Consider the following 18,940-nt stretch of genomic DNA (forward strand, 5'->3'; position numbering starts at 1 on the left):
GGTTCCCTTCATGGTCACCCAGAAGCGGCCCCTGGGGAAGAGCGCGGCGGCCGGGTGAAGCAGCAGTCGCCGCAGACCCCGCCGCCGGGCACCCGGTAGTACAGGCAGCAGCTGCGGCGGCGGAAGGCGGTGCCGGTGCGGGTGCCGGTCGTGCGCAGGAGGGGGTGGGCGAAGAGTTCGTCCGTCAGGGCGCGGGCCCGGCCGGCCAGGTCGGTACGGCCGTGGGCGCGGGCCCAGCGGTCCACTTCGCGGGCCGCCCCGGCGAGCGCGGAGCCGGCGTTGCCCCACAGCAGTCCGGGCGCGCTGCCGTATCCGGCCCTCAGCGCCTCGGTGAGGGGTTCCAGGTGTCCGTGCAGCACGGCGGCGGCCAGGCCGGCGGCGTCGCCGGGCAGCGGGCGCAGCTCGGTCAGGCACAGGTCGTCCGGGGCGCCGGCGAGCGGGTCCCAGCGCAGCAGGCGCGGGTCGAGGTCGGGCAGCCGGCCGTACCGGACGGCGCAGCCGAGGGCCGCCGACCACAGCCGGGCGGCCAGGCCCTGGTGGGCGATGGAGGCGGCCACGCGTGGCTCGCTGGTGCCCAGCCGCTCCGCGACCACGGCCACCCGCGCGGCCAACGCGTCCGGCGTCACCCGTGCGTAGGCCTCGGCGAGGGTCGGCAGCCGCCCGGGATCCGGTCGGCCGGTGACCGGGTCCGGGCCGGGGACCGTACGCAGGACGAAGAAGCCGCCGAGCGGGCGGAGGGCGGCGAGAGCGGGGTCGAGGTCCACGGACAGTACTGGTATCAGGCGCGTTCCCGGCTCCGGACACGAGGTGTCGGCCTTCCGTCACCCGTCGCGAGGATGATCGCGCGGCTGGTGTACTCCATCGGCAGTAGGACGCATTGCGTGCTCAGGGACGACGACGGGAAGAGCGCGGCCGGGCAGAGTGTTGGCCATGGAAGCCGACCGTACGCCGCGCCGGGCTCAGGGCCCCCGCCGCCCGCACTGGAGACGCCGATGAGCGCACTCGCGTTGTCCGTGCTGCTGTCGTTCGTGTCGGCCCTCGCCTACGCGGCCGGCGCGATCGTGCAGGAGCAGGTGGCGGTCTCCGCTCCGGGCAGCGCGTACCTCCCGCTGCGGCGGCCCGGCTGGTGGGCGGCCATGGCGCTCAACGGTCTCGGTGGCGTGCTGCACGTGGTGGCGCTGGCCTGCGGCCCGCTCAGCCTGGTCCAGCCGCTCGGCGCGCTGACCATCGTCTTCGCCCTGCCGTTGGCGGCGCTGTGGGTGGGCCGCAGGGCCGGAGCGACCGCCTGGCGCGGCGCGGTCATGGCCACCGTGGGCCTCGCCGGGCTGCTGGCCCTGGTCGGTTCCTCCGGCGGCCACGCGCTCGATGCGGCCCAGCGGGTGGCGATGGCGCTGGTCACCGGCGGCGCGGTGGTGGCGCTGATGGGCGCAGGCCGGGCCGCGCACCGGCACCCGGCGGTGCGCAGCGTGCTGCTCGCCACCGCCTCCGGCATCGCGTTCGGCATGTCGTCGGTGTTCACCAAGACCGTCGCCGTCGACTGGACGCACGGCGTCGACCTGGACGAGCTGCCGTCCCTCGCGGTGATCGCCCTGTTCGCCGTCGCGGGTGTCCTGCTGTCCCAGGCCTCCTACCGGGGCGGCGGCCTCGCCGCCCCGCTGGCGACGCTCACGGTGGTCAATCCGGTGCTGGCGGCCGCCGTCGGCATCCTGATGTTCGGCGAGACGTTCCGCTACGGCGGCGAGGGCACCGCGCTCGCCGTGGGCTGCGGGGTGGTGGCGGCGGGTGGTCTGATCATGCTGACGACCGAGCGGATCGAGCGCGCCGAGCCGCCCGCCCCGCCGGACGGCGGCCCGGAGCCGGTCCTCGCCGCGGACGCGTTCCCCGTCATGCCCCAGCAGCGAGGGGCGGCCGCCGCGGCCGAGCCGGAGCGGGGCGGGCTCCCCGGGGCCGGCGGCGCGTCCGGCGCGCCGGTGCCGCGGGAGCCGTTCGTGCCGGGCCCGGCCGGCTGCCTCATGCCGGGACCGGTCCCCGGCGGGGAGGGCGGCGGCGAACCGCCGGACCTCCGCGCGCTGTCCGCGTCGTACCTCGCGCTGCCCGCGATCGTCGGGGCACCCCTGCCGGCCCTGGACGACCGGCCCGGTTCGTGCGTCAGATCCTGACGCCGCCGGCCCGCAGATAGGCGAGCGGGTCGATGTCCGTTCCGAACTCCGGTCCGGTCCGCACCTCGAAGTGCAGGTGCGGACCGGTGACGTTCCCGGTGGCTCCGGAACGGCCGATGCGCCCGCCCGTGGCGACGTCCTGCCCGGTCCGCACCGAGATGGCCGACAGGTGGCCGTACTGGGTGTAGCGGCCGTCGGCGTGCCGGATCACCACCTGGTAGCCGTACGCGCCGCCCCATCCCGCGTCCACCACCTGCCCGGCCTCCGCGGCCCGCACGGAGGTGCCGGTCGGCACGAGGAAGTCGACCCCGGTGTGGTAGCCCTTCGACCAGTGCGAGCCGGCCACGCGGTAGCCGGTGCCGATGGGCGCGTCGACGGGGGCGACGAGCGTACGGCCGGTGCTCCTGGTGTTCTTGCCCCGGTGCGGTGCGGTCCGGTGCGGTGCGGTCCGGTGCTCCGAAGTGGCTTTCCTCTCAGGCGCGTTCGGGGACTTCCGGGAGCTGGTCCCGGTGGCGGCCGCGCCGCGCAGGCTGAGCCGCTGGCCCGGCAGGATCAGGTCGGGATCGGCGCCGATCGTCCGGCGGTTGCCGGCGTAGAGCGCGTGCCAGCCGCCGTGGACGTGGTGCTCGTCGGCGATCTGGGAGAGGGTGTCACCGCGCACCACCGTGTACATCTCGGCCCGGCCCGCGCGGGACTGCGGCGTGGTGTGCGCCTGTACGTCCTCCAGCGCGGCGCTCCTCGCGGGGCGCGCGCCGGCGCTCCTCGCGGGGCGCGTGCTGGTGCTGTCGGTGTGCGCGCCGGGGTCGGCGTCTCCCCGGGTCAGCCCCGCCCGCACCGAGCAGACCGGCCAGGCGCCCGGCCCCTGCCCGTCGAGGACCCGCTCGGCGACGGCGATCTGCTGCTGCCTGGTGGCGAGGTCGGCGCGCGGGGCGTACCGGGTGCCGCCGTACGCCTCCCAGGTGGACTGGGTGAACTGCAGCCCGCCGTAGTAGCCGTTGCCCGTGTTGATGCTCCAGTTTCCGCTGGACTCGCAGGCGGCGACCGTGTTCCAGGTGCTGGGGTCGGCCGCGTCGGCGGTGCCGGCGGCGACCAGCGGGATCGCGAGGCCGGCGCCGCCCGCCGTGACGGTGAGTGAGGCGCGGTTGATCCTGTTCGGCTGGTACCGGCGATGCCGGCCGCGTACGGCCATGTCCGAATTCCCCTCGGCATGCGTCAGGAGGGGCCAAAAGTAAGTGCCGCGAACAGGCCATGACAAGACGGAAATCCGGCCTCTCACACCACTCAAGTGGCCGGGAACGGACCTTCGTTGACCGGCTTGCGCGAAGACTGAGGCTTCGGCGGGCCTGGACTCGTACTGAGGGTGTGGCGGGTCGGATGTGCGCTCGCCGGAGCGGCACGTCAGGATGGGCGAGGAGCCGTACGGACGGAGCCGTAGTCACTAGGCAGCCAGGGAGCAGGCGGTATGAGCACTTCAGCGCAGATCGGTGTCACGGGCCTCGCGGTCATGGGCCGCAACCTCGCCCGGAACTTCGCCCGCAACGGCTACACGGTCGCCGTGCACAACCGTACGTCGTCGCGGACCAAGGCGCTGGTGGAGGAGTTCGGGCACGAGGGCGACTTCATCGGGACCGAGACCGCGGAGGAGTTCGTGGCGGCGCTGGAGCGCCCGCGCCGCCTGGTGATCATGGTGAAGGCGGGCGAGCCGACGGACGCGGTGATCCAGGAGTTCGCGCCGCTCCTCGAACCCGGCGACATGATCATCGACGGCGGCAACGCGCACTTCGCGGACACCCGGCGCCGCGAGCGGGAGCTGCGCGAGCGGCACGGCATCCATTTCGTGGGCATGGGCGTCTCCGGCGGCGAGGAGGGCGCCCTGCACGGGCCCAGCATCATGCCGGGAGGCCCGCGCGAGTCGTACGACTCCCTCGGCCCGATGCTGGAGAAGATCTCCGCGAAGGCCGCGGACGGCGCGCCCTGCGTGACGCACGTGGGCCCCGACGGCGCCGGGCACTTCGTGAAGATGGTCCACAACGGCATCGAGTACGCGGACATGCAGCTGATCGGCGAGGCCTACCAGCTGCTGCGCGATGTCGCCGGCTACTCCCCCGCGGAGATCGCGGAGATCTTCCGCACGTGGAACACGGGCCGTCTCGACTCGTACCTGATCGAGATCACGGCGGAGGTGCTGTCCCACGTGGACGCGGCGACGGGCAAGCCCTTCGTGGACGTGGTCGTCGACCAGGCCGAGCAGAAGGGCACCGGCCGCTGGACCGTCCAGATCGCGCTGGACCTGGGCGTGCCGGTGTCCGGCATCGCCGAGGCCGTCTTCGCGCGCTCGCTGTCCGGGCACGCGAAGCTCCGCGAGGCCTCCCAGGGGCTGGCGGGCCCGAAGGCGGCGCCGCTGGGCAAGGAGGAGGCGGCCGCCTTCGCGGACCGGGTGGAGCAGGCGCTGTACGCGTCCAAGATCGTCTCGTACACGCAGGGCTTCCACGAGATCGCCGCGGGCAGCGAGGAGTACGGCTGGGACATCGACCTCGGCGCGGTGTCCTCGATCTGGCGGGGCGGCTGCATCATCCGCGCCGCGTTCCTGGACCGCATCCGCGCCGCGTACGACGCCCGCGCCGATCTGCCGAGCCTGCTGTCGGACGAGACCTTCGCACGCGAGATCGCCGACGCCCAGGACGACTGGCGGGAGGTGCTGATCGCCGCGACGCGGCAGGGGGTGCCGACGCCGGGCTTCGCGGCGGCGCTGGCGTACTACGACGCGTTGCGGGCGTCTCGCCTGCCGGCGGCTCTGACGCAGGGGCAGCGGGACTTCTTCGGGGCGCACACGTACCGGAGGGTGGACCGGGAGGGGGCGTTCCACACGTTGTGGGGTGGGGACCGGTCGGAGGTGTCCGCCTAAAGAGGTGTCCGCCCAAAGGGGTGGGAGGAACTGTCGCGACGCGGCTGCGGCTGCGTCGTGGCTCGTCGCGCAGTTCCTCGCGCCCCTCGCTGCCGCGCCCGGTGTCCTTCAGGTGAGGGGTGGGCCCGGTTCGGGGTTCGGAACCGGCTCCGGGCCCGGTGGGATGGGGGACGGTGAAGGTTCCGGGGGGCCGGGGGCCGGGGGCGCCGGGGGCGGCGTCGGGTCGGGGCCCGGCGGGGGCGGTGTCGGCTGGGGGCCCGGTTCGGGAGGCGGGACGGGGCTCGGGTAGGGGTCCGGCGGGGTGGGACCGGGACCCGGAGTCGGGCCCGGGGGGACCGGGTCGGGATGCGGGTTCGTCATGATGTCCTCCGGGCAGTCGCGGGACGTCGCCTCTGGACTACTCCCCCGCCTACCCGACCCCCGTACGGCCACTCACCCGACAGGACGAGCCGCCGCCGCCCGGCACGCTCCGGGCCCGGCACGCTCCGGGCCCGGTCCGCCGCGGCCTCTCGGTCAGGCCCGGACGGCCTGCGGGCTGCGCCGCTGGTCGGAGCCGGGTACCGGCTCGGACGGGTCGGCGCCGAGGGAGACGATCCGGTTACCGGCGTCGACATGCACGACGCGCGGCTTCAGCTCGCGCGCCTCGGCGTCGCTGACCTGGGCATAGCTGATGATGATCACCAGGTCCCCGGGATGCACGAGATGGGCGGCCGCCCCGTTGATCCCGATCACCCCGGACCCGCGCTCACCCTCGATGACGTACGTCTCCAGCCGGGCGCCGTTGGTGACGTCCACGATGTGCACCAGCTCGCCCGGCAGCAGGTCGGCGGCATCGAGCAGATCGGCGTCGATCGTCACCGATCCCACGTAGTGCAGGTCGGCCTGGGTGACGGTGGCGCGGTGGATCTTGGACTTGAACAGAGTACGCAGCACTTTGGACTCCTGGAAGACGGCTCCCTGCCTGCTTTGTGCAGGTCAAGGGCGGTCTTCACTCTACCGCTGGCGTGCGCCGGACTCGAAGACTGTGAGGAACATCGCTTCACTCCGAGGAGAAGGCTCCCTGCGTGCGCTTCCGGGCGAGCCGGACTGTTGTGAGGCCGCTGACCAAGCGTCTGTTCGGGCACCCGTCTCGGAGTGTGCGGGAACTGATGCTGATCAGATACTGACTTACCTGACGGTGCATCAGGCACATGAGGGCCATAGGGCGAGTGGGTGGTCCGGCGGATGCCGGTGACGCGGAGAGCTGCCGGATCGACGCATCCTCGCGGCGCCGGGGCCGGGCGGACAGTGACCGAGCGCAGGGGTGCCGACGCGGGCGGCCGACCGTCTGCCTGGTTCTGAGCCGACTTGACTTCGGCCTCCGGCACAGCAAGGCGTTGGGCACGCTTGGCATCTGTGGCCACCTGGTCCTGTGCGACCCGCTCCTCGGCCGGCTCGAGCCGCACCGCCTCTCTTCCGCGCTCCGCCTCCTCATAGGCGGCAGCCCGGGAGTGGGCGACCTGCCGCCGGTCCTCGGGGAAGCGAGCCGCGACGGGTCGACTCGCGTCCGGCAGTCGCCACCGGGGAGGGTGACCAGACACTCCAGCGACGAGGTGATCCGCTCCGCGGCGAGTACGTGTTCCTGCCGAGTCTCAGCGCGCCGCGTTGGCCGGCCAACCCCGCCGCATGAGTGGGCCGTTGGAACGGTACGAGGCGCGCGGCCGTCAGCCCCTACCGGCACATGCCACGTACAGGCCCGGCGTTTGGTGGGCAGGCGGATCCCGTCCGCCTCCACGGTGTCGTAGACGTACTGTGCCGCGGCGAACCCGCCCGCGGTGTCGACGTGATGGTCGTGCCGACGCAGGGGATGGTCGGGGCCGAAGGAGAAGTCCTGTTGGGTTCTGCGAGCAACGTGTTCCTGTCGGTCTCCTGCTCGGTCGTGCCAGAGGACCGTAGCCGAAGCGGCGTCAATGGTGCGGCCCGGCCCGCCGGCGGGGGTCGGTGAATGCCCGAGGGGTTGATTGCGCCTCCGAGGCCGATGCACAGCCACAGTCGGGCGATCCCGTGGTCCTCATCGGCCTGGCACCCTCGTGCGCTACCTGTCGCCTTCGTCCCCGCCGTCTTCGAAGACGAAGAGTGGTTTGGTGCCGTGCGCGGGCGCTTCTGCGAGTGAGACGGCTTCAGCGAAGCGTTCGAGCGGGAACGGCCGGCCCCGGGGGATGCTCAGCACCTCGTCGTCGACGAGACCCCGAACCCGGGACAGCGCGTGCAGTGCAATCTCGGGTGAGGCGGTCCCGAACCAGCGGTTCAGCCAGAAACCACGGACCGATTTCGTCTCGTAGATGACCGAGCGTGCCTGCAGCGGGATCGTCAGCGCCGCAGGATCGGTCTGCCGATGGGTCGAGAGCGCGCCGTAGACCACGAGTTCCCCTCCCGGAGCCAACGCCTGGGACACCTGAGCACCCACGGGACCCGCGACACAGTCGATGGCCTTCCGCACGCCGACCGGCCCCGCGATCTCAGCCACACGCCGAGACAGGTCCTCGTCCTCGGTGCAGATGACCTCGTCACCACCGAGCGCCTTGATCTCCTCAACGGCACCACGTCGTCGCACGACATTGATCGTGCGAACACCCAGATGCCTGGACAGCTGAATGACGAGCCGGCCCACGGTGGAGCCCGCGGCCGTCTGCAACAACCAGTCACCGGGCTGTACATCGAGTTCGCGCGTCACGAGAAGCAGCGCGGTCAACGGGTTGACGGCAAGTTGACAGGCACTGGAGTCGCTCAGCTGATCGCCGACCGGCAGAAGCCTTCGCGTGTCGGCAACGAGGTATTCCTGCCAGGTGCCGGCCACAGGGGCCCGGGGACCGCCGGTACCGCAGCAACCACCACGCGCTCACCTGCCTTCAGTCCCTCGGTGGCAGGGCCCAGGGCCTCGATACGGCCCACGCATTCCATGTGGCCCCCGACAACGGGGAACTCCGGGGTGAAACCGTAGCGGCCACGCAGCACGTGCAGATCACTGGCGTGAATCGGAGTCGCCTTCACACGGATCAGCGCCTGACCAGCCTCCGGCGTGAGCACGGGCCGGGATTCCAGCCGCAGGACATCGACGGGCTCGCCGGCCCTTACGGCCACGAGCGCGCGCATGGAGCGAGGCATGAGTGACCTTCCGTCTCAGCCCGAGGAACTCGGTGGGCAGTGCCGACAGGAGCGATGCTGAGACCGGCATCCTGGCTGTCATCGGAGCGCCCGAAGCCGCCTGGTCAGCCGCGGGCGAATTCGAGGAGGTCGGCATTGAACCGTTCCGCGAACTCGGGAACCATCGACAGACCGTGCGGAGCGCCCGAGTAGACTGTGAAGGTCACGTCCTTGACGAGCTGTGACGATTTCTCCGCGGAGGCCACGATGGGGACGATCTGGTCATCGTCGCCGTGAATGATCAGCGTGGGAATGTCGAACGTCTTCAGGTCCTCGGTGAGGTCGGTCTCCGAGAACGCCTTGACGCAGTCGTAGGCGGCCTTGATGCCGACCGTCATGCTCCAGAGCCAGAACTCGTCGCGCGTTCCCTGGGAGACGGCCGCTCCTTCACGGTTGGCGCCGTAGAAGGAGGCACTGAGGTCCTTGTAGAACTGGGAACGGTCCGTCAGCACGCCTTTCCTGATCTCGTCGAAGACCTCGATCGGCAGCCCCTCCGGATTCGCATCCGTCCTGAGCATCAACGGGGGGATCGCGCCCAGCAGGACCGCCTTGGCGACGCGGCCCGTGCCGTGACGGCCGATGTAACGCGTGACCTCTCCGCCACCGGTCGAGTGACCGACCAGGATCACGTTGCGGAGGTCGAGGGCCTCGATGACGGAGGCGAGATCCTCGGCGTACGTGTCGAGGTCGTTCCCCTTCCAGGGCTGGCCCGAGCGTCCGCCCCCGCGCCGGTCGTGGGCCACGGCCCGGAAGCCGTTGTCCGCCATCAGCATCAGCTGCGGATCCCACGCGTCCGCGATCAGCGGCCAGCCGTGGGAGAAGACCACCGGCTGACCCGATCCCCAGTCCTTGAAATAGATCTGCGTGCCGTCCTCGGCAGTGGCGAAGGCCATGATCGCCCCTCCAGCGCTTTTCCGGAAATTCCGCTTCATGAGAATTCAGCGCCCGGGCCGCAAGGGGAATGTCACGCCACGACCGGTAGCGGACGCAAAAGTCGACGGAGAGGCCGACAGCGGAAGCGGCCGATGAGCACGTCGTATCAGCCACGCTACTCGCAAAACCCCACTCCAGCGCGCCGGGGAACCCGCGGCGACTGGACCGGGAACGACGGGTGCGCGACGCCGGTGTGAACAAGCTCCGTACTCGGTCGTGCCCGCTCCCTGCTCCGGGCCCTCTGAAGGAGCAGCGGGCCCTCGAACGGCCCGTGGGGGCAGCGGCCGGTGGCAGGGATTGTTCCCGCGGCGGACCGCCCTCCCGGCCTCCTCCGTCCAGGCCGGGCCCGTCGCCGTGCGGCCTTCCGTTGTCGGTGGCGGCTGGAACGCTGGACGGATGAACAGCGATGAGCGGCTGCTGCGCGGCCGCGTGTACGGCCAGGACCAGCAGACCTGGGCCGCACTCATGGGCGGCCCGCCGGACGGACTGCTCTGGCTGCTGACCCGCATGAGAGCCTGCCGGCCTCGTCCATGATCCCGATGCTCCGCACACTCGGGAGCCGGCCCGCTTCCACCGCCCCGGGTGCCACCCGAGGCACCCGGCAGCCCATTCGCGTACCGGCGACGCTGCACTTCCTGTTGCACCGGTCGAGCCGTGACTGCTGAGCCGGGATCAGGCATCCCCCGCACTGGGGGCGCTGAGTGTGTAGGCGGTTCCGACGCTGGTCTGCACCTGTGCGTCCGGGAGGGCTGCGGCGAGGGCGTGCTGGGGGCGCCGTCCGAGACCACCGGGCCGTTGATCCGTGCGTCCGACACTGCCAGCGCTCCGCCGGGCCGCACCTCCACCGGGCCGTTCTGCACGGCGCCGGGGGCGATGCACAGCGACTGGTCGGCGGCCACGGTCAGTGGGCCGTCGTGGTCGGTGAGGCACGGCCGGCTGAAGCCGGTGGTGAGGTCGGTGGGCACGGCCGTGGCACCGGCAGTGAAGGTGGGGTCGCCGCCGTAGCCGGCGGTGATCTGGTGTGCCCCGGGCTGGAACTTGCTGGTGGTGAAGGTCGCCCTTCCGTCTTCGAGCGGTACGGTCGCCAGCGTGGTCGTACCGTCCGAGAAGGTGACCGACCCGGTGGGGGTGCCCGCGGCCGCGTTGGCCGAGGCCACGGTGGCCGTCACGGTGACGGCGTGGCCGAACAGCGGGGTGGGGGTGTCCGCGCCGAGCGTGACCGACGTCCCGTACTGGAACGTGACGATCGCCTTGCCGTTGCCGTGGTTGACGCCCTGGAGGAGCGAGACGTCGGTCGCCGACGGATCCGCGTAGCTGCTGCCGCCACCACCGCCCGCGCCCGGGAAATAGCCCGGTTGCCGCCGCCGGAGCCGCCGCCACCGCCGTGCCAGCCGCCACCACCGCCGCCACCGCCGGGGCCGCCCGCGCCGCCGTTGCCGCCGGTTCCGCCGCTGCCGGGGTTGGGCTCGCTGGTGATCGGGTCGAGGTCGATGCCGGGGGTGCCGGGGCCGCCGTACAAAGTATTGGGGTTGCCGTGGCCGGACGCGGTCTGGGTGGCGCCGCCACCGGCCAGGCCGGAGCCCAGCGGGCCGTTGCTCTGGCCACCGTCCTGGCCGACCGGACCGCCGCCGGCGCCGCCGTGCAGCATGGTGCCGCCGTTGCCCGCGCCACCGCCGCCGCCGGCCACCAGGACGCGGTCGGAGCCGTCGAAGGCGCCGACCCGCACGTCCGAGCCGCCGCCGCCCGAACCGCCGCCGCCGTGCGCGCCGCCACCGCCGCGCCCGTGGCCGGTGCCGCCGGGACGGGCGAACTCACCGTGCCGGGACGAACCGGGCATGCCGGCCGCGCCCACGGTGAGCTGGAGGGTCTGGCCCGGGGTCACCGGCAGGGTGGCGCGGGTCTCGCCGCCGAGACCGCCGGGCGCACCGGAGATCGCCGGGTGCGGGTCGATGTAGCCCGCCGCGCTGCCGCCCTCGGCACCGAAAAGGTCGATGTCGACGGCGGTCACGCCGTCCGGGACGGTGAAGGTGTCCGTGCCCACGGAGTCGTAGGTGCACGTGGGCTGCGGGGAGGTGGTGAAGAGGCCGCCGGTGCCGCAGGGCCCGGCCGCGCTCGCCGCGCCGGCGGCCGCGGTGAGGGGCACGATCGTGGCGGCGAGGAGGCCGGTGGTGCCGGCCACCGACATCATCCTGGATCTGAAGACGGTCCGACGGGAGGTCGGGCTGCTGTCGCTCATGGGTGTTGACACAGTTTCTCCGGCCCTGTGGGCAGCTGAGACGGGGAACGGGTGCTCCGCAGGCGGGCGGCCCCACCCGCGGAGCGGGATCAAACCGGTGGGTCACGCGCCGTCGTTGGCGCAGAGCGCCCAGACGTCCGAGTAGGTGTTGGCGGAGCCGGCTCCACCGGTGTGGGTGTAGGCGGTCCAGTACGCGGCCGATGTGGTCCCGTCGCTGACCGGATTGCCGCTGTTGTCGCTGGGGAAGCTGCCGTTGAGGTGATCGCCTCCCGAGCCCGGCCCGGTGAAGTCGGTGGTCGTGACGCCGCCGCCGCTGATGGCCGCGCCGCCGCTGACCAGTTTGCCGTCGGTGCCGCAGCCCACGGTCACGGTCTGCCCCGCGGTGGCCGAGGTCGGGCCGCTCACTTCGCTGTAGTGGACCTTGACCGTCACACCGCTGACGTCGATGCCGCTGCCGCTGCAGATCGCGTACGCATACGTGGTGTTGGTGGTGCCGCCACCGCCGCCGTTGTAGCCGACCGCCGTCCAGGAGTCGGGGTTGGTCTCTCCGTCGGCCGCGGCTTTCAGGCCGTAGTCGTGCGCGGAGTTGTCGAAGGTGGGGAAGCTCGCGATCGGCTTGAGGCTGCCGACGTCGGCCGGGGTGGTCCGGGGCGCCGCCGCCGAGCAGCACGGTGTTGGCCGGGCAGGTCGCCGTGACCGCGAGCGGCGACGCCGAATTGGTCGGACCGGCGGCCTTGTTCATGACGATCTGGGTGTGGCTGATCAGGTTGCTGGTCAAGCACACCGCGTAAGGAGTGGAGGAGAACGAGCTGTTGACCGCACCACCGCTGCCGCCGATGCCGAGCCAGTGGGTGTTGTCGGTGCCGACGACACCGGTGGTGCCGGTGTACTCGGTGGAGCCGTCGGAGCTGGGCCCGGTGCCGTTCACGTGATTGCCGTTGGACGACGTACCGGTGCCGATGGCCTGGTCGATGCCACCACCGGAGACGAGACCGCTGCCGCAGTCCGCGTGGGTGGAGATCTCGGAGAAGGTGCCGACGGGGCCAAGGGTGGCGCCAGGGGTCTTCACGGTCACGCTCACGGTGTCGGCGTACGCGACCCCGGGCACAGCCAGGACCAGCAAGGCGCCCGTCACCATCACCTTCCCGGCCATCAGGCGCGGCAGGAATGTGGTCTTCATCGGACTCTTCCTCTCTGAGTGCAGCGCTGCGCAGGGGCAGGGCAGCGCGGTGAAACGCCGTGCAGGAGAAGAACCGACCGCTTCGAGGGAGCGGCCGTCACGGGTCCGGGGGCGGCTGGGGAGCCTTCGGCTGCGGGAGACGGAACCCGTACGAGCCGGGGCTCATCGCGGCTCGCAGACGCGTAACAGTCCCCGAGAACCGCATCTACAGGCGAATCCCACAGGGTGGATTGGCAGATGCTACATGCGGTAGCGTTCAGCCTTGAATCTGCGGGTCTCTGGGCGCGCGGCTGGAGGAGCGGGAGATCGCCGCGCAGGCCGAAGGGGCGCGGGAGAAGCAACATCAACAACGTCCGTCTTAAGGTCAAGCGGCTGGCCGAGCGGGGGCTGTTCACCCTGCCACGGCCGCAGCCCCTCCAGTGGGCCGCAATCAGCCTGCTCGGCCCAGCCGAAACGCCGAACCGAGCATCACTTCAGGTGCCGCCCTGTGGGGGGCGCGCGGTCGCGCCGATGAGCGGACACGTCTGCCGGCCCGCCGAGAAAACCCGTTGCGGTTGACCGGCATCGGATGTCTGATTGGTCGGCCACCGGCCAGGGAAGGGAACATGAAAGCGTCGCTGCCTGCCCCCTCGTTGCACACCGCTCGTCTTCGGCTGCGTGCCTTCGAAGACGCGGATGCCGACGACCTCTTCGCACTGCACAGCAGCGCCCACATCCTGCGTTACTGGGACTCGCCACCGTGGACCGAACGCTCGCGTGCCGAGAAGTTCATCGCTACGTGCCGGCGGATGGAACAGGAGGGCACCGGGGCGCGGTTGGCCGTGGATCGTGTCTCCGACGGGGCGTTCATCGGCTGGTGCACCCTGCACAACTGGAATCCGGGCTTCCGCAGCGCGTTGCTCGGCTACTGCTACGGCGATGCGGCGTGGGGCCAGGGCTACGCGACCGAGGCCGCGCGCGCTCTGCTGGGGTGGGCGTTCGACACGCTGGACCTGAATCGCGTCCAGGCCGAGGTCGACACGCGCAACGGGGCTTCTGCCCGCGTGCTGGAGAAGCTCGGCTTCGTGCGTGAGGGAACGTTGCGGGAGGACTGCGTCGTCAACGGCGACGTCTCCGACTCGTGGGTCTACGGGCTGCTCAGGCGGGAGTGGCAGCCGTCGTCCGAGCCGATTCCCGACAGGGAGTCACATAACGCCCTCTGAGGAGGCACTGCGGGAGAGCGACTCTCAGCCTGCATGAACAGCGCACCCGCGGACAGCGCCTGGTGGCGGCTCATGCCAAGGAAGGTGTCTGCAGTGGAGTCCTCCCATCCCGCGGAGGACCCTTCGCCCCCAGGGACCGCGCGCCCCTGAACGCCGGTCCGGCCGGTCCGAGGGCGACCGGATACAGTGCGCGAGACGGCAGCCTGGCCAGGGAGGGGCAGCGTGACCGACACCAGCAACACCCGACCCGCCGAGAGCGAAGCGCAAGCGCCGCGGCAGAGCCGACTGCACCGCCTGATGCGCTACATCCCCCTGATCGCCCCCGTCCTGCTGTGGGCCGTGCCCTGCTGGGTGCTCCTGTACACCGGCCAGCACTGGCCGCTGCCCGTCACGCCGGCCGGCACCGCCCTGTTCGTCCTCGGCCTCGTCGGTATGCCGCTCGCGATGGTGCGCGGCCACGGCCGGCGCCAGCAGGACCGGGCGGCGATCGTCGGCGACACCCTGCTGGGCACCAGCTGGGTCCTGTTCACCTGGTCCGTTCTGCTCGGCGTCCTCCTGCGGCTCGCCCTGACCGTGGCCGGCGTCGGTGAGAGTCAGGACCGGGCCCGAATCGTCACCTGGGCCGTCCTGGGCGTAGCCGCCGTACTGCTCGCCTGGGGGTACGCCGAGGCCCGCCGCGTGCCACGCGTGCGCCGGCTCGACGTGCAACTCCCCCGGCTGGGCCCCGGGTTGGACGGCCTCCGCGTCGCCCTCATCACCGACACCCACTACGGCCCGCTCGATCGCGCCCGCTGGTCGGCGCGGGTGTGCGAGACGGTGAACACCCTGGAAGCCGACCTGGTCTGCCACACAGGCGACATCGCGGACGGCACGGCCGAACGCCGCCGCGCCCAGGCCGCGCCGCTCGCCACCGTGCGGGCCACCCGGGCCCGGGTGTACGTCACCGGCAACCACGAGTACTACAGCGAGGCCCAGGGCTGGGTCGACCTGATGGACGAGCTGGGCTGGGAGCCGCTGCGCAACCGCCATCTGCTGCTCGAACGCGGAGGCGACACCCTCGTGGTCGCCGGCGTGGACGACGTCACCGCCGAGTCCTCCGGCTTGGCAGGCCACCGCGCCCACCTCGCCGCAGCGTTGAACGGCGCCGACCCCGACCTGCCCGTCCTGCTGCTGGCACACCAGCCCAAGTTCGTCGACCGGGCGGCAGCCGCCGGCATCGACCTGCAGCTCTCCGGCCACACCCACGGCGGCCAGATCTGGCCCTTCCACCACCTGGTCCGCATCGACCAGCCCGCCCTCGCCGGACTCAGCCACCACGGCCTCCGCACCCTCCTCTACACGAGCCGCGGCACCGGCTTCTGGGGCCCGCCGTTCCGCGTCTTCGCCCCCAGCGAGATCACCCTGCTCGTGCTCCGCTCCCCGCACCCGCCCACCTCGGCGTAGACGGGGCGCGTCAACGTGCGGTGCCCAGTTGTGCCGTCACATGACATTGGTTCCTCGCTGTCAGGCTCGGCGGGCGCACGCCGCGAGGCGATCGGCGAGCGCGATGACGAGGTCGCGCAGTTCGTCGGGGCGCTCGATGACGAACGGCCGGTCGAGTGAGGCGAGTACCGGAGGCAGCCAGTCGAGCCGCTCCGCCCGCAGCTCGACGCGCAGCCAGCGCTCGGTCGCCCGGTCCTGGCCTGCCGCGGGCTCGTACTCCTCCAGGCTCGCGATGCCGGCGGGAAGGCGGGCACGGATCTGCTCGACCGTCCCGTGGATCCGCAAGGTCACCTCGTGCCGGTACTCGGCCGTGGCGAACGCCGACAGTACGCGCTGTGCCGGACCGGGGCCCGCGGGCGCTTCGAACGAGCCGGGCAGGGTTCTCGCGTCTGCGATGCGATCGAGGCGGAAGGTACGGTCCTCGCCGATCCGGGCGTCCTCGCCCGTGACGTACCACCGGCCCGCATGGGCGACGATCCCGTACGCGTGCAGTGTGCGTTCGCTGCGCCGTCCGTCGCGGTCGGTGTAGCGGATCGAGACCGGCCGGCGGTGGCGCACCGCATCGGCGATGGTGAGCAGGAGATCGGCGTCCGGGTGGTCCAACTCGCCGGGCTGATCCGTGAAGGCGAGTGCTTCCAGGAGTGTGTCGAGCCGGCGGGCGATGTGCTGGGGCAGCACCCGCCGGATCTTCGCCGACGCCGTCTCGTTCGCCGTGCGCTCCGTCGTCGTCAGCCCTGCCCGGCGGCCGGCGACCAGGCCGAGCAGCACGGCCAGCGCCTCGTCGTCGCTGAGCATGAGCGGAGGCAAGCGGTACCCGGGAGCCAGCCGGTACCCGCCGTAGCGGCCGCGCACCGATTCCACGGGCACGTCCAGGTCGATCAGCTGGTCCACATACCGCCGCACGGTGCGCCCTTCGACACCGAGACGGCCGGCGAGTTCGGCCACGGTCCGGGTGCCGCCCGACTGCAGCAGCTCCAGGAGTGTCAGCACGCGGCCGGTGGGTCGAGGCATGTTCGCAGCCTAACGCGCATACAGGACCGGTTCTGTCCACTATTTCTCCTAGCTTGCGACGTGCACGTCTTGCTTCCGGCACGGCCAAGGAGATTCCCATGGACTTCGTCTCGATCCGCATCATCACCAGCGACGTCGCACGCCTCGTGGAGTTCTACGAGCGAGCCACCGGGACGCGGGCGATACGGGCCACCGAGGACTTCGCCGAACTCAGGACCGCGGGCGCGACCCTCGCGATCGCCGGCACCCGCACCGTCCCGCTGTTCGCCCCGGGCTCTGCCCGCCCGGCGGACAACCACAGCGTGATCACCGAGTTCCTCGTCGACGACGTGGACCGCGTTCACCGCAACCTGACCGGCTTCGTCACCGACATCGTCAAGGAGCCCACCACGATGCCCTGGGGCAACCGGTCCCTGCTGGTCCGCGACCCCGACGGCAACCTCGTGAACTTCTTCACCCCCGTCACCCCGGAGGCCATCGAAAAGTACGCACGCTGACACCACGCCCAGCCGCTCACGCGGGACCCACGTGATCCCAGGGCTCCCTCCGCGACCTGCAGTGGCTGCCGGTCGCTACTGCCCGCCCGTCGGCTCTGAGTCCGACGGTATGGACTTGCCCGGCCGAAATGGCGGCCAGGTCACGCCACCTTTCAACGGCACACTGCCGTCGTCGGTTGTTCCCCGCGACCGGTGCGGAACCGCCATCTTCAATTCTCGGGTGCGGCCCCTTCTGCCTCCGGCATGAAGGGGCCTTTCCCTTGGCCCGGATCAGGGCATGCCGGGTCCCGGGACCTGCATGCCTCCGCCGCCGCGGGGTGGCTCGTCACCGCCACCCAACTCGGTTACGCCGCGGGCACCCTGCTCGTCGAACCGCTCGGTGACGCATACGACCGGCGCAGGCTCATACCCGCCATGCTGCTGTGCTCAGCGGTGGCGCTGCTGGGGTGCGCGCCAGCGCCCTCGTTCGGGATCCTGCTGGTGGCCATCACCCTGCTGGGCGTGACGACCGTCTCCGGCCAGTTGCTCGCCCCGCTCGGCGGTGACCTGGCCGAGGACGACAACCGCGGCAGCGTGGTGGGAACCGTGGGGTCGGGCATCCTCACCGGCATCCTGGTGTCCCGGACGATCAGCGGGCTCATCGCCGGTGCGGGCGGCCGGCGCACCCTCTACGTCGCGCCGCAGGCCCTCACACGCCGCCGGCCACCGGGGCCGGGCAGGCCGACAGTTCGCGGGCTGAATGCGGACCGGTGCGCCTTGAGGAACGGGTGAAGGGGGGAAGGATTCATCCCTGGATCATCCTTGTCCAGGATGGAATTCTCCCCTTTGCGGTCCCGCGTACAGGTGGCAGGGTCGATGACGCGGCCGGTCGGGATTGCGTGCCGGCTGCCACCCGTTTTCCCGCCGGGCATTCGGGCCTGAGGCAGTCGAGCACCGTATCCACCGTCCGGCCGAAGGCCGGGAAGTTCGAAAGCCACCGAGCACACGCACCGCACACATGCCAGGAGCACCACCCCATGACCGAACGGAAGAAGTTCGCGCCGCCGGCGATCCAGGAGTTCGCCCCGAAACTCGCCGAGGTGACCGACACGGTCCTGTTCGGCGACATCTGGGAGCGGCCGGGTCTGTCGCCGCGCGACCGCAGCCTGGTCACCGTCACCGCTCTCGCCGCGCTCTACCGCACCGACCAGCTCGGCTTCCACCTCGGCAAGGCGCTGGAGAACGGCGTGACCGAGGACGAACTGGTCGAGGCCATCACCCACCTGGCCTTTTACGCCGGATGGCCCAACGCCATGTCGGCGATGACCCAGCTGAAGGCGATCGTGGACAAGGCGGAACAGTCCGGCTGAGGCACGCCCCACCGCCTCCGTAATGCGGAAGTCGCGCCCCCCTGCGGCAGCAACTTAGGAAAGACACCATGGAACTGCTGAAACAGCCCCCGACCATGAAGCTTCCCGCCGAATGGTTCACCGGCGACGCCTACGCCGACGTGATCCACCGCGGTGAGGAGCCCTCCCGGATGCGGGCCAACATGGTCCGGTTCACTCCCGGCGCCCGCACCGCCTGGCACTCCCACGCCCTGGGCCAGACCCTGTACATCGTCGAGGGCATCGCGTTGGTGCAGTCCCGTGGCGGCGACATCATCGAGGCCCACCCCGGCGACGTCATCCACACACCCCCGGGGGAGGAGCACTGGCACGGCGCCGCGCCCGACCGGTTCATGACCCACCTCGCCCTGTGGGAGACGGACGACACCACCTGGCTCGAACACGTCCCGGACGACGAGTACAACGGCCCGCGCGTCAGCACCCGTACGCGTTCCTGACCCCCGGCAGAGCGAGAAGGACGCGAGGCACCACTGTGCGAGCGACGCCCGGGGCGAGGAGGTGACGAACGGCCTCGGCGCCGACTCGGTCCTGGAGTGCGTCGGCATCCGCGGCAACGTCGGGTTCGTCGGCGTAGATCAGGACGGGAAGGAAGGCGCGCACGGGGGCGGGGCCGCCGCGCAGGCCGTGTCTTCAGCGGCCGTATCAACCCGGGCCGTGTCTTCGACCTCATCCTTCCCCTGGACGAGGTCGCCGAGGGTTACAAGGCCATGGACGAGCCCCGCGCCGTCAAGGCCCTGCTGCGTCCGCGCAACACCCCGGACGCA

Annotated in this window: 18 protein-coding genes and 2 pseudogenes; 10 read left to right on the forward strand and 10 right to left on the reverse strand. The window is 71.6% G+C overall.

Annotated elements, in window-relative coordinates:
- Positions 1 to 14: 14 nt before the first annotated feature.
- Positions 15 to 764, reverse strand: a complete 750-nt coding sequence (locus tag ABB07_RS04140) for a (2Fe-2S)-binding protein (RefSeq protein ID WP_208897371.1) — start codon at positions 762 to 764, stop codon at positions 15 to 17.
- Positions 765 to 992: 228 nt separating this feature from the next.
- Between ABB07_RS04140 and ABB07_RS04145 the strand changes: the two genes are divergently transcribed.
- Positions 993 to 2,159, forward strand: a complete 1,167-nt coding sequence (locus ABB07_RS04145) for a DMT family transporter (protein ID WP_208897372.1) — start codon at positions 993 to 995, stop codon at positions 2,157 to 2,159.
- On the opposite strand, the gene ABB07_RS04150 is transcribed toward ABB07_RS04145, so the two are convergent.
- Positions 2,149 to 3,348 carry a transglycosylase family protein gene (locus ABB07_RS04150; RefSeq protein WP_208897374.1) on the reverse strand — a complete coding sequence of 400 codons (1,200 nt, stop codon included), beginning with the start codon at positions 3,346 to 3,348 and terminating at the stop codon, positions 2,149 to 2,151. The genes ABB07_RS04145 and ABB07_RS04150 overlap by 11 nt on opposite strands.
- A 273-nt stretch (positions 3,349 to 3,621) precedes the next feature.
- Between ABB07_RS04150 and gndA the strand changes: the two genes are divergently transcribed.
- Positions 3,622 to 5,064, forward strand: coding sequence for an NADP-dependent phosphogluconate dehydrogenase (gndA, locus tag ABB07_RS04155; protein ID WP_208897376.1), 1,443 nt, complete (start codon positions 3,622 to 3,624; stop codon positions 5,062 to 5,064).
- A 513-nt stretch (positions 5,065 to 5,577) separates the two neighbouring features.
- Here gndA and panD read toward each other — a convergent pair.
- The 4 genes from panD to ABB07_RS04175 form a co-directional block, all read right to left on the reverse strand.
- On the reverse strand, positions 5,578 to 5,997 hold the full coding sequence (gene panD / locus ABB07_RS04160) for an aspartate 1-decarboxylase (RefSeq protein ID WP_208897378.1): 420 nt from the start codon (positions 5,995 to 5,997) through the stop codon (positions 5,578 to 5,580).
- Between the two features lie 1,141 nt (positions 5,998 to 7,138).
- Positions 7,139 to 7,900, reverse strand: a complete 762-nt coding sequence (locus ABB07_RS04165; RefSeq protein ID WP_208897380.1) for a zinc-dependent alcohol dehydrogenase family protein — start codon at positions 7,898 to 7,900, stop codon at positions 7,139 to 7,141.
- On the reverse strand, positions 7,831 to 8,196 hold the full coding sequence (locus ABB07_RS04170; protein ID WP_208897387.1) for an alcohol dehydrogenase catalytic domain-containing protein: 366 nt from the start codon (positions 8,194 to 8,196) through the stop codon (positions 7,831 to 7,833). The genes ABB07_RS04165 and ABB07_RS04170 overlap by 70 nt, the downstream gene beginning before the upstream one ends.
- Positions 8,197 to 8,312: 116 nt before the next feature.
- Positions 8,313 to 9,140 carry an alpha/beta fold hydrolase gene (locus ABB07_RS04175; RefSeq protein ID WP_208897388.1) on the reverse strand — a complete coding sequence of 276 codons (828 nt, stop codon included), beginning with the start codon at positions 9,138 to 9,140 and terminating at the stop codon, positions 8,313 to 8,315.
- 436 nt (positions 9,141 to 9,576) lie between these two features.
- Between ABB07_RS04175 and ABB07_RS04180 the strand changes: the two genes are divergently transcribed.
- Positions 9,577 to 9,714: a hypothetical protein gene (locus ABB07_RS04180; RefSeq protein WP_208903836.1), complete on the forward strand. Its 138-nt coding sequence runs from the start codon at positions 9,577 to 9,579 to the stop codon at positions 9,712 to 9,714.
- A 476-nt stretch (positions 9,715 to 10,190) separates the two neighbouring features.
- Here the strand turns inward: ABB07_RS04180 and ABB07_RS41945 are convergent.
- The 3 genes and pseudogenes from ABB07_RS41945 to ABB07_RS04190 all read right to left on the reverse strand — a co-directional run.
- Positions 10,191 to 10,349 (reverse strand): annotated as a pseudogene (locus ABB07_RS41945) (Ig-like domain repeat protein); the annotation flags it as partial.
- Positions 10,346 to 11,359: a glycine-rich protein gene (locus tag ABB07_RS04185; RefSeq protein ID WP_279617373.1), complete on the reverse strand. Its 1,014-nt coding sequence runs from the start codon at positions 11,357 to 11,359 to the stop codon at positions 10,346 to 10,348. The pseudogene ABB07_RS41945 and the gene ABB07_RS04185, both read right to left, overlap by 4 nt.
- Before the next feature lie 159 nt (positions 11,360 to 11,518).
- On the reverse strand, positions 11,519 to 11,848 hold the full coding sequence (locus ABB07_RS04190; RefSeq protein ID WP_208897389.1) for a hypothetical protein: 330 nt from the start codon (positions 11,846 to 11,848) through the stop codon (positions 11,519 to 11,521).
- 1,353 nt (positions 11,849 to 13,201) lie between these two features.
- Here ABB07_RS04190 and ABB07_RS04195 point away from each other — a divergent pair.
- Entirely contained in the window at positions 13,202 to 13,798 is a 597-nt protein-coding gene (locus tag ABB07_RS04195) for a GNAT family N-acetyltransferase (protein WP_208897390.1), read from the forward strand.
- A 222-nt stretch (positions 13,799 to 14,020) separates the two neighbouring features.
- The gene (locus ABB07_RS04200; RefSeq protein WP_208897391.1) at positions 14,021 to 15,241 is read left to right on the forward strand and encodes a metallophosphoesterase; all 1,221 of its coding nucleotides are present in this window, start codon (positions 14,021 to 14,023) and stop codon (positions 15,239 to 15,241) included.
- A 60-nt stretch (positions 15,242 to 15,301) separates the two neighbouring features.
- Here ABB07_RS04200 and ABB07_RS04205 read toward each other — a convergent pair whose 3' ends face one another.
- Positions 15,302 to 16,291: a helix-turn-helix transcriptional regulator gene (locus tag ABB07_RS04205; RefSeq protein ID WP_208897392.1), complete on the reverse strand. Its 990-nt coding sequence runs from the start codon at positions 16,289 to 16,291 to the stop codon at positions 15,302 to 15,304.
- 98 nt (positions 16,292 to 16,389) lie between these two features.
- On the opposite strand from ABB07_RS04205, the gene ABB07_RS04210 reads away from it, so the two are divergent.
- The 5 genes and pseudogenes from ABB07_RS04210 to ABB07_RS40515 form a co-directional block, all read left to right on the forward strand.
- The gene (locus tag ABB07_RS04210) at positions 16,390 to 16,788 is read left to right on the forward strand and encodes a VOC family protein (protein ID WP_208897394.1); all 399 of its coding nucleotides are present in this window, start codon (positions 16,390 to 16,392) and stop codon (positions 16,786 to 16,788) included.
- 243 nt (positions 16,789 to 17,031) lie between these two features.
- The gene (locus tag ABB07_RS04215) at positions 17,032 to 17,559 is read left to right on the forward strand and encodes an MFS transporter (RefSeq protein ID WP_208897396.1); all 528 of its coding nucleotides are present in this window, start codon (positions 17,032 to 17,034) and stop codon (positions 17,557 to 17,559) included.
- A gap of 245 nt (positions 17,560 to 17,804) precedes the next feature.
- Positions 17,805 to 18,137 (forward strand): carboxymuconolactone decarboxylase family protein, encoded by a 333-nt coding sequence (locus tag ABB07_RS04220; protein ID WP_208897397.1) that lies wholly within the window; start codon positions 17,805 to 17,807, stop codon positions 18,135 to 18,137.
- A 68-nt stretch (positions 18,138 to 18,205) separates the two neighbouring features.
- Positions 18,206 to 18,613, forward strand: a complete 408-nt coding sequence (locus ABB07_RS04225; protein WP_208897399.1) for a (R)-mandelonitrile lyase — start codon at positions 18,206 to 18,208, stop codon at positions 18,611 to 18,613.
- Between the two features lie 46 nt (positions 18,614 to 18,659).
- A pseudogene (locus tag ABB07_RS40515) lies at positions 18,660 to 18,922 on the forward strand (IMP dehydrogenase); the annotation flags it as partial.
- Positions 18,923 to 18,940: the final 18 nt, after the last annotated feature.

The sequence above is a fragment of the Streptomyces incarnatus genome (assembly GCF_001027185.1).
GTDB lineage: Bacteria > Actinomycetota > Actinomycetes > Streptomycetales > Streptomycetaceae > Streptomyces > Streptomyces puniciscabiei.

Bases quoted from the DNA above. Each gene is read 5' to 3' on its own strand.
- ABB07_RS04195 (WP_208897390.1), top strand. From the start codon at position 13,202: ATGAAAGCGTCGCTGCCTGCCCCCTCGTTGCACACCGCTCGTCTTCGG.
- ABB07_RS04210 (WP_208897394.1), top strand. From the start codon at position 16,390: ATGGACTTCGTCTCGATCCGCATCATCACCAGCGACGTCGCACGCCTC.
- ABB07_RS04150 (WP_208897374.1), bottom strand. From the start codon at position 3,348: ATGGCCGTACGCGGCCGGCATCGCCGGTACCAGCCGAACAGGATCAAC.
- ABB07_RS04225 (WP_208897399.1), top strand. From the start codon at position 18,206: ATGGAACTGCTGAAACAGCCCCCGACCATGAAGCTTCCCGCCGAATGG.
- ABB07_RS04175 (WP_208897388.1), bottom strand. From the start codon at position 9,140: ATGGCCTTCGCCACTGCCGAGGACGGCACGCAGATCTATTTCAAGGAC.
- ABB07_RS04205 (WP_208897392.1), bottom strand. From the start codon at position 16,291: ATGCCTCGACCCACCGGCCGCGTGCTGACACTCCTGGAGCTGCTGCAG.
- ABB07_RS04145 (WP_208897372.1), top strand. From the start codon at position 993: ATGAGCGCACTCGCGTTGTCCGTGCTGCTGTCGTTCGTGTCGGCCCTC.
- ABB07_RS04220 (WP_208897397.1), top strand. From the start codon at position 17,805: ATGACCGAACGGAAGAAGTTCGCGCCGCCGGCGATCCAGGAGTTCGCC.
- ABB07_RS04215 (WP_208897396.1), top strand. From the start codon at position 17,032: ATGAAGGGGCCTTTCCCTTGGCCCGGATCAGGGCATGCCGGGTCCCGG.
- ABB07_RS04180 (WP_208903836.1), top strand. From the start codon at position 9,577: ATGAACAGCGATGAGCGGCTGCTGCGCGGCCGCGTGTACGGCCAGGAC.
- gndA (WP_208897376.1), top strand. From the start codon at position 3,622: ATGAGCACTTCAGCGCAGATCGGTGTCACGGGCCTCGCGGTCATGGGC.
- ABB07_RS04170 (WP_208897387.1), bottom strand. From the start codon at position 8,196: ATGCGCGCGCTCGTGGCCGTAAGGGCCGGCGAGCCCGTCGATGTCCTG.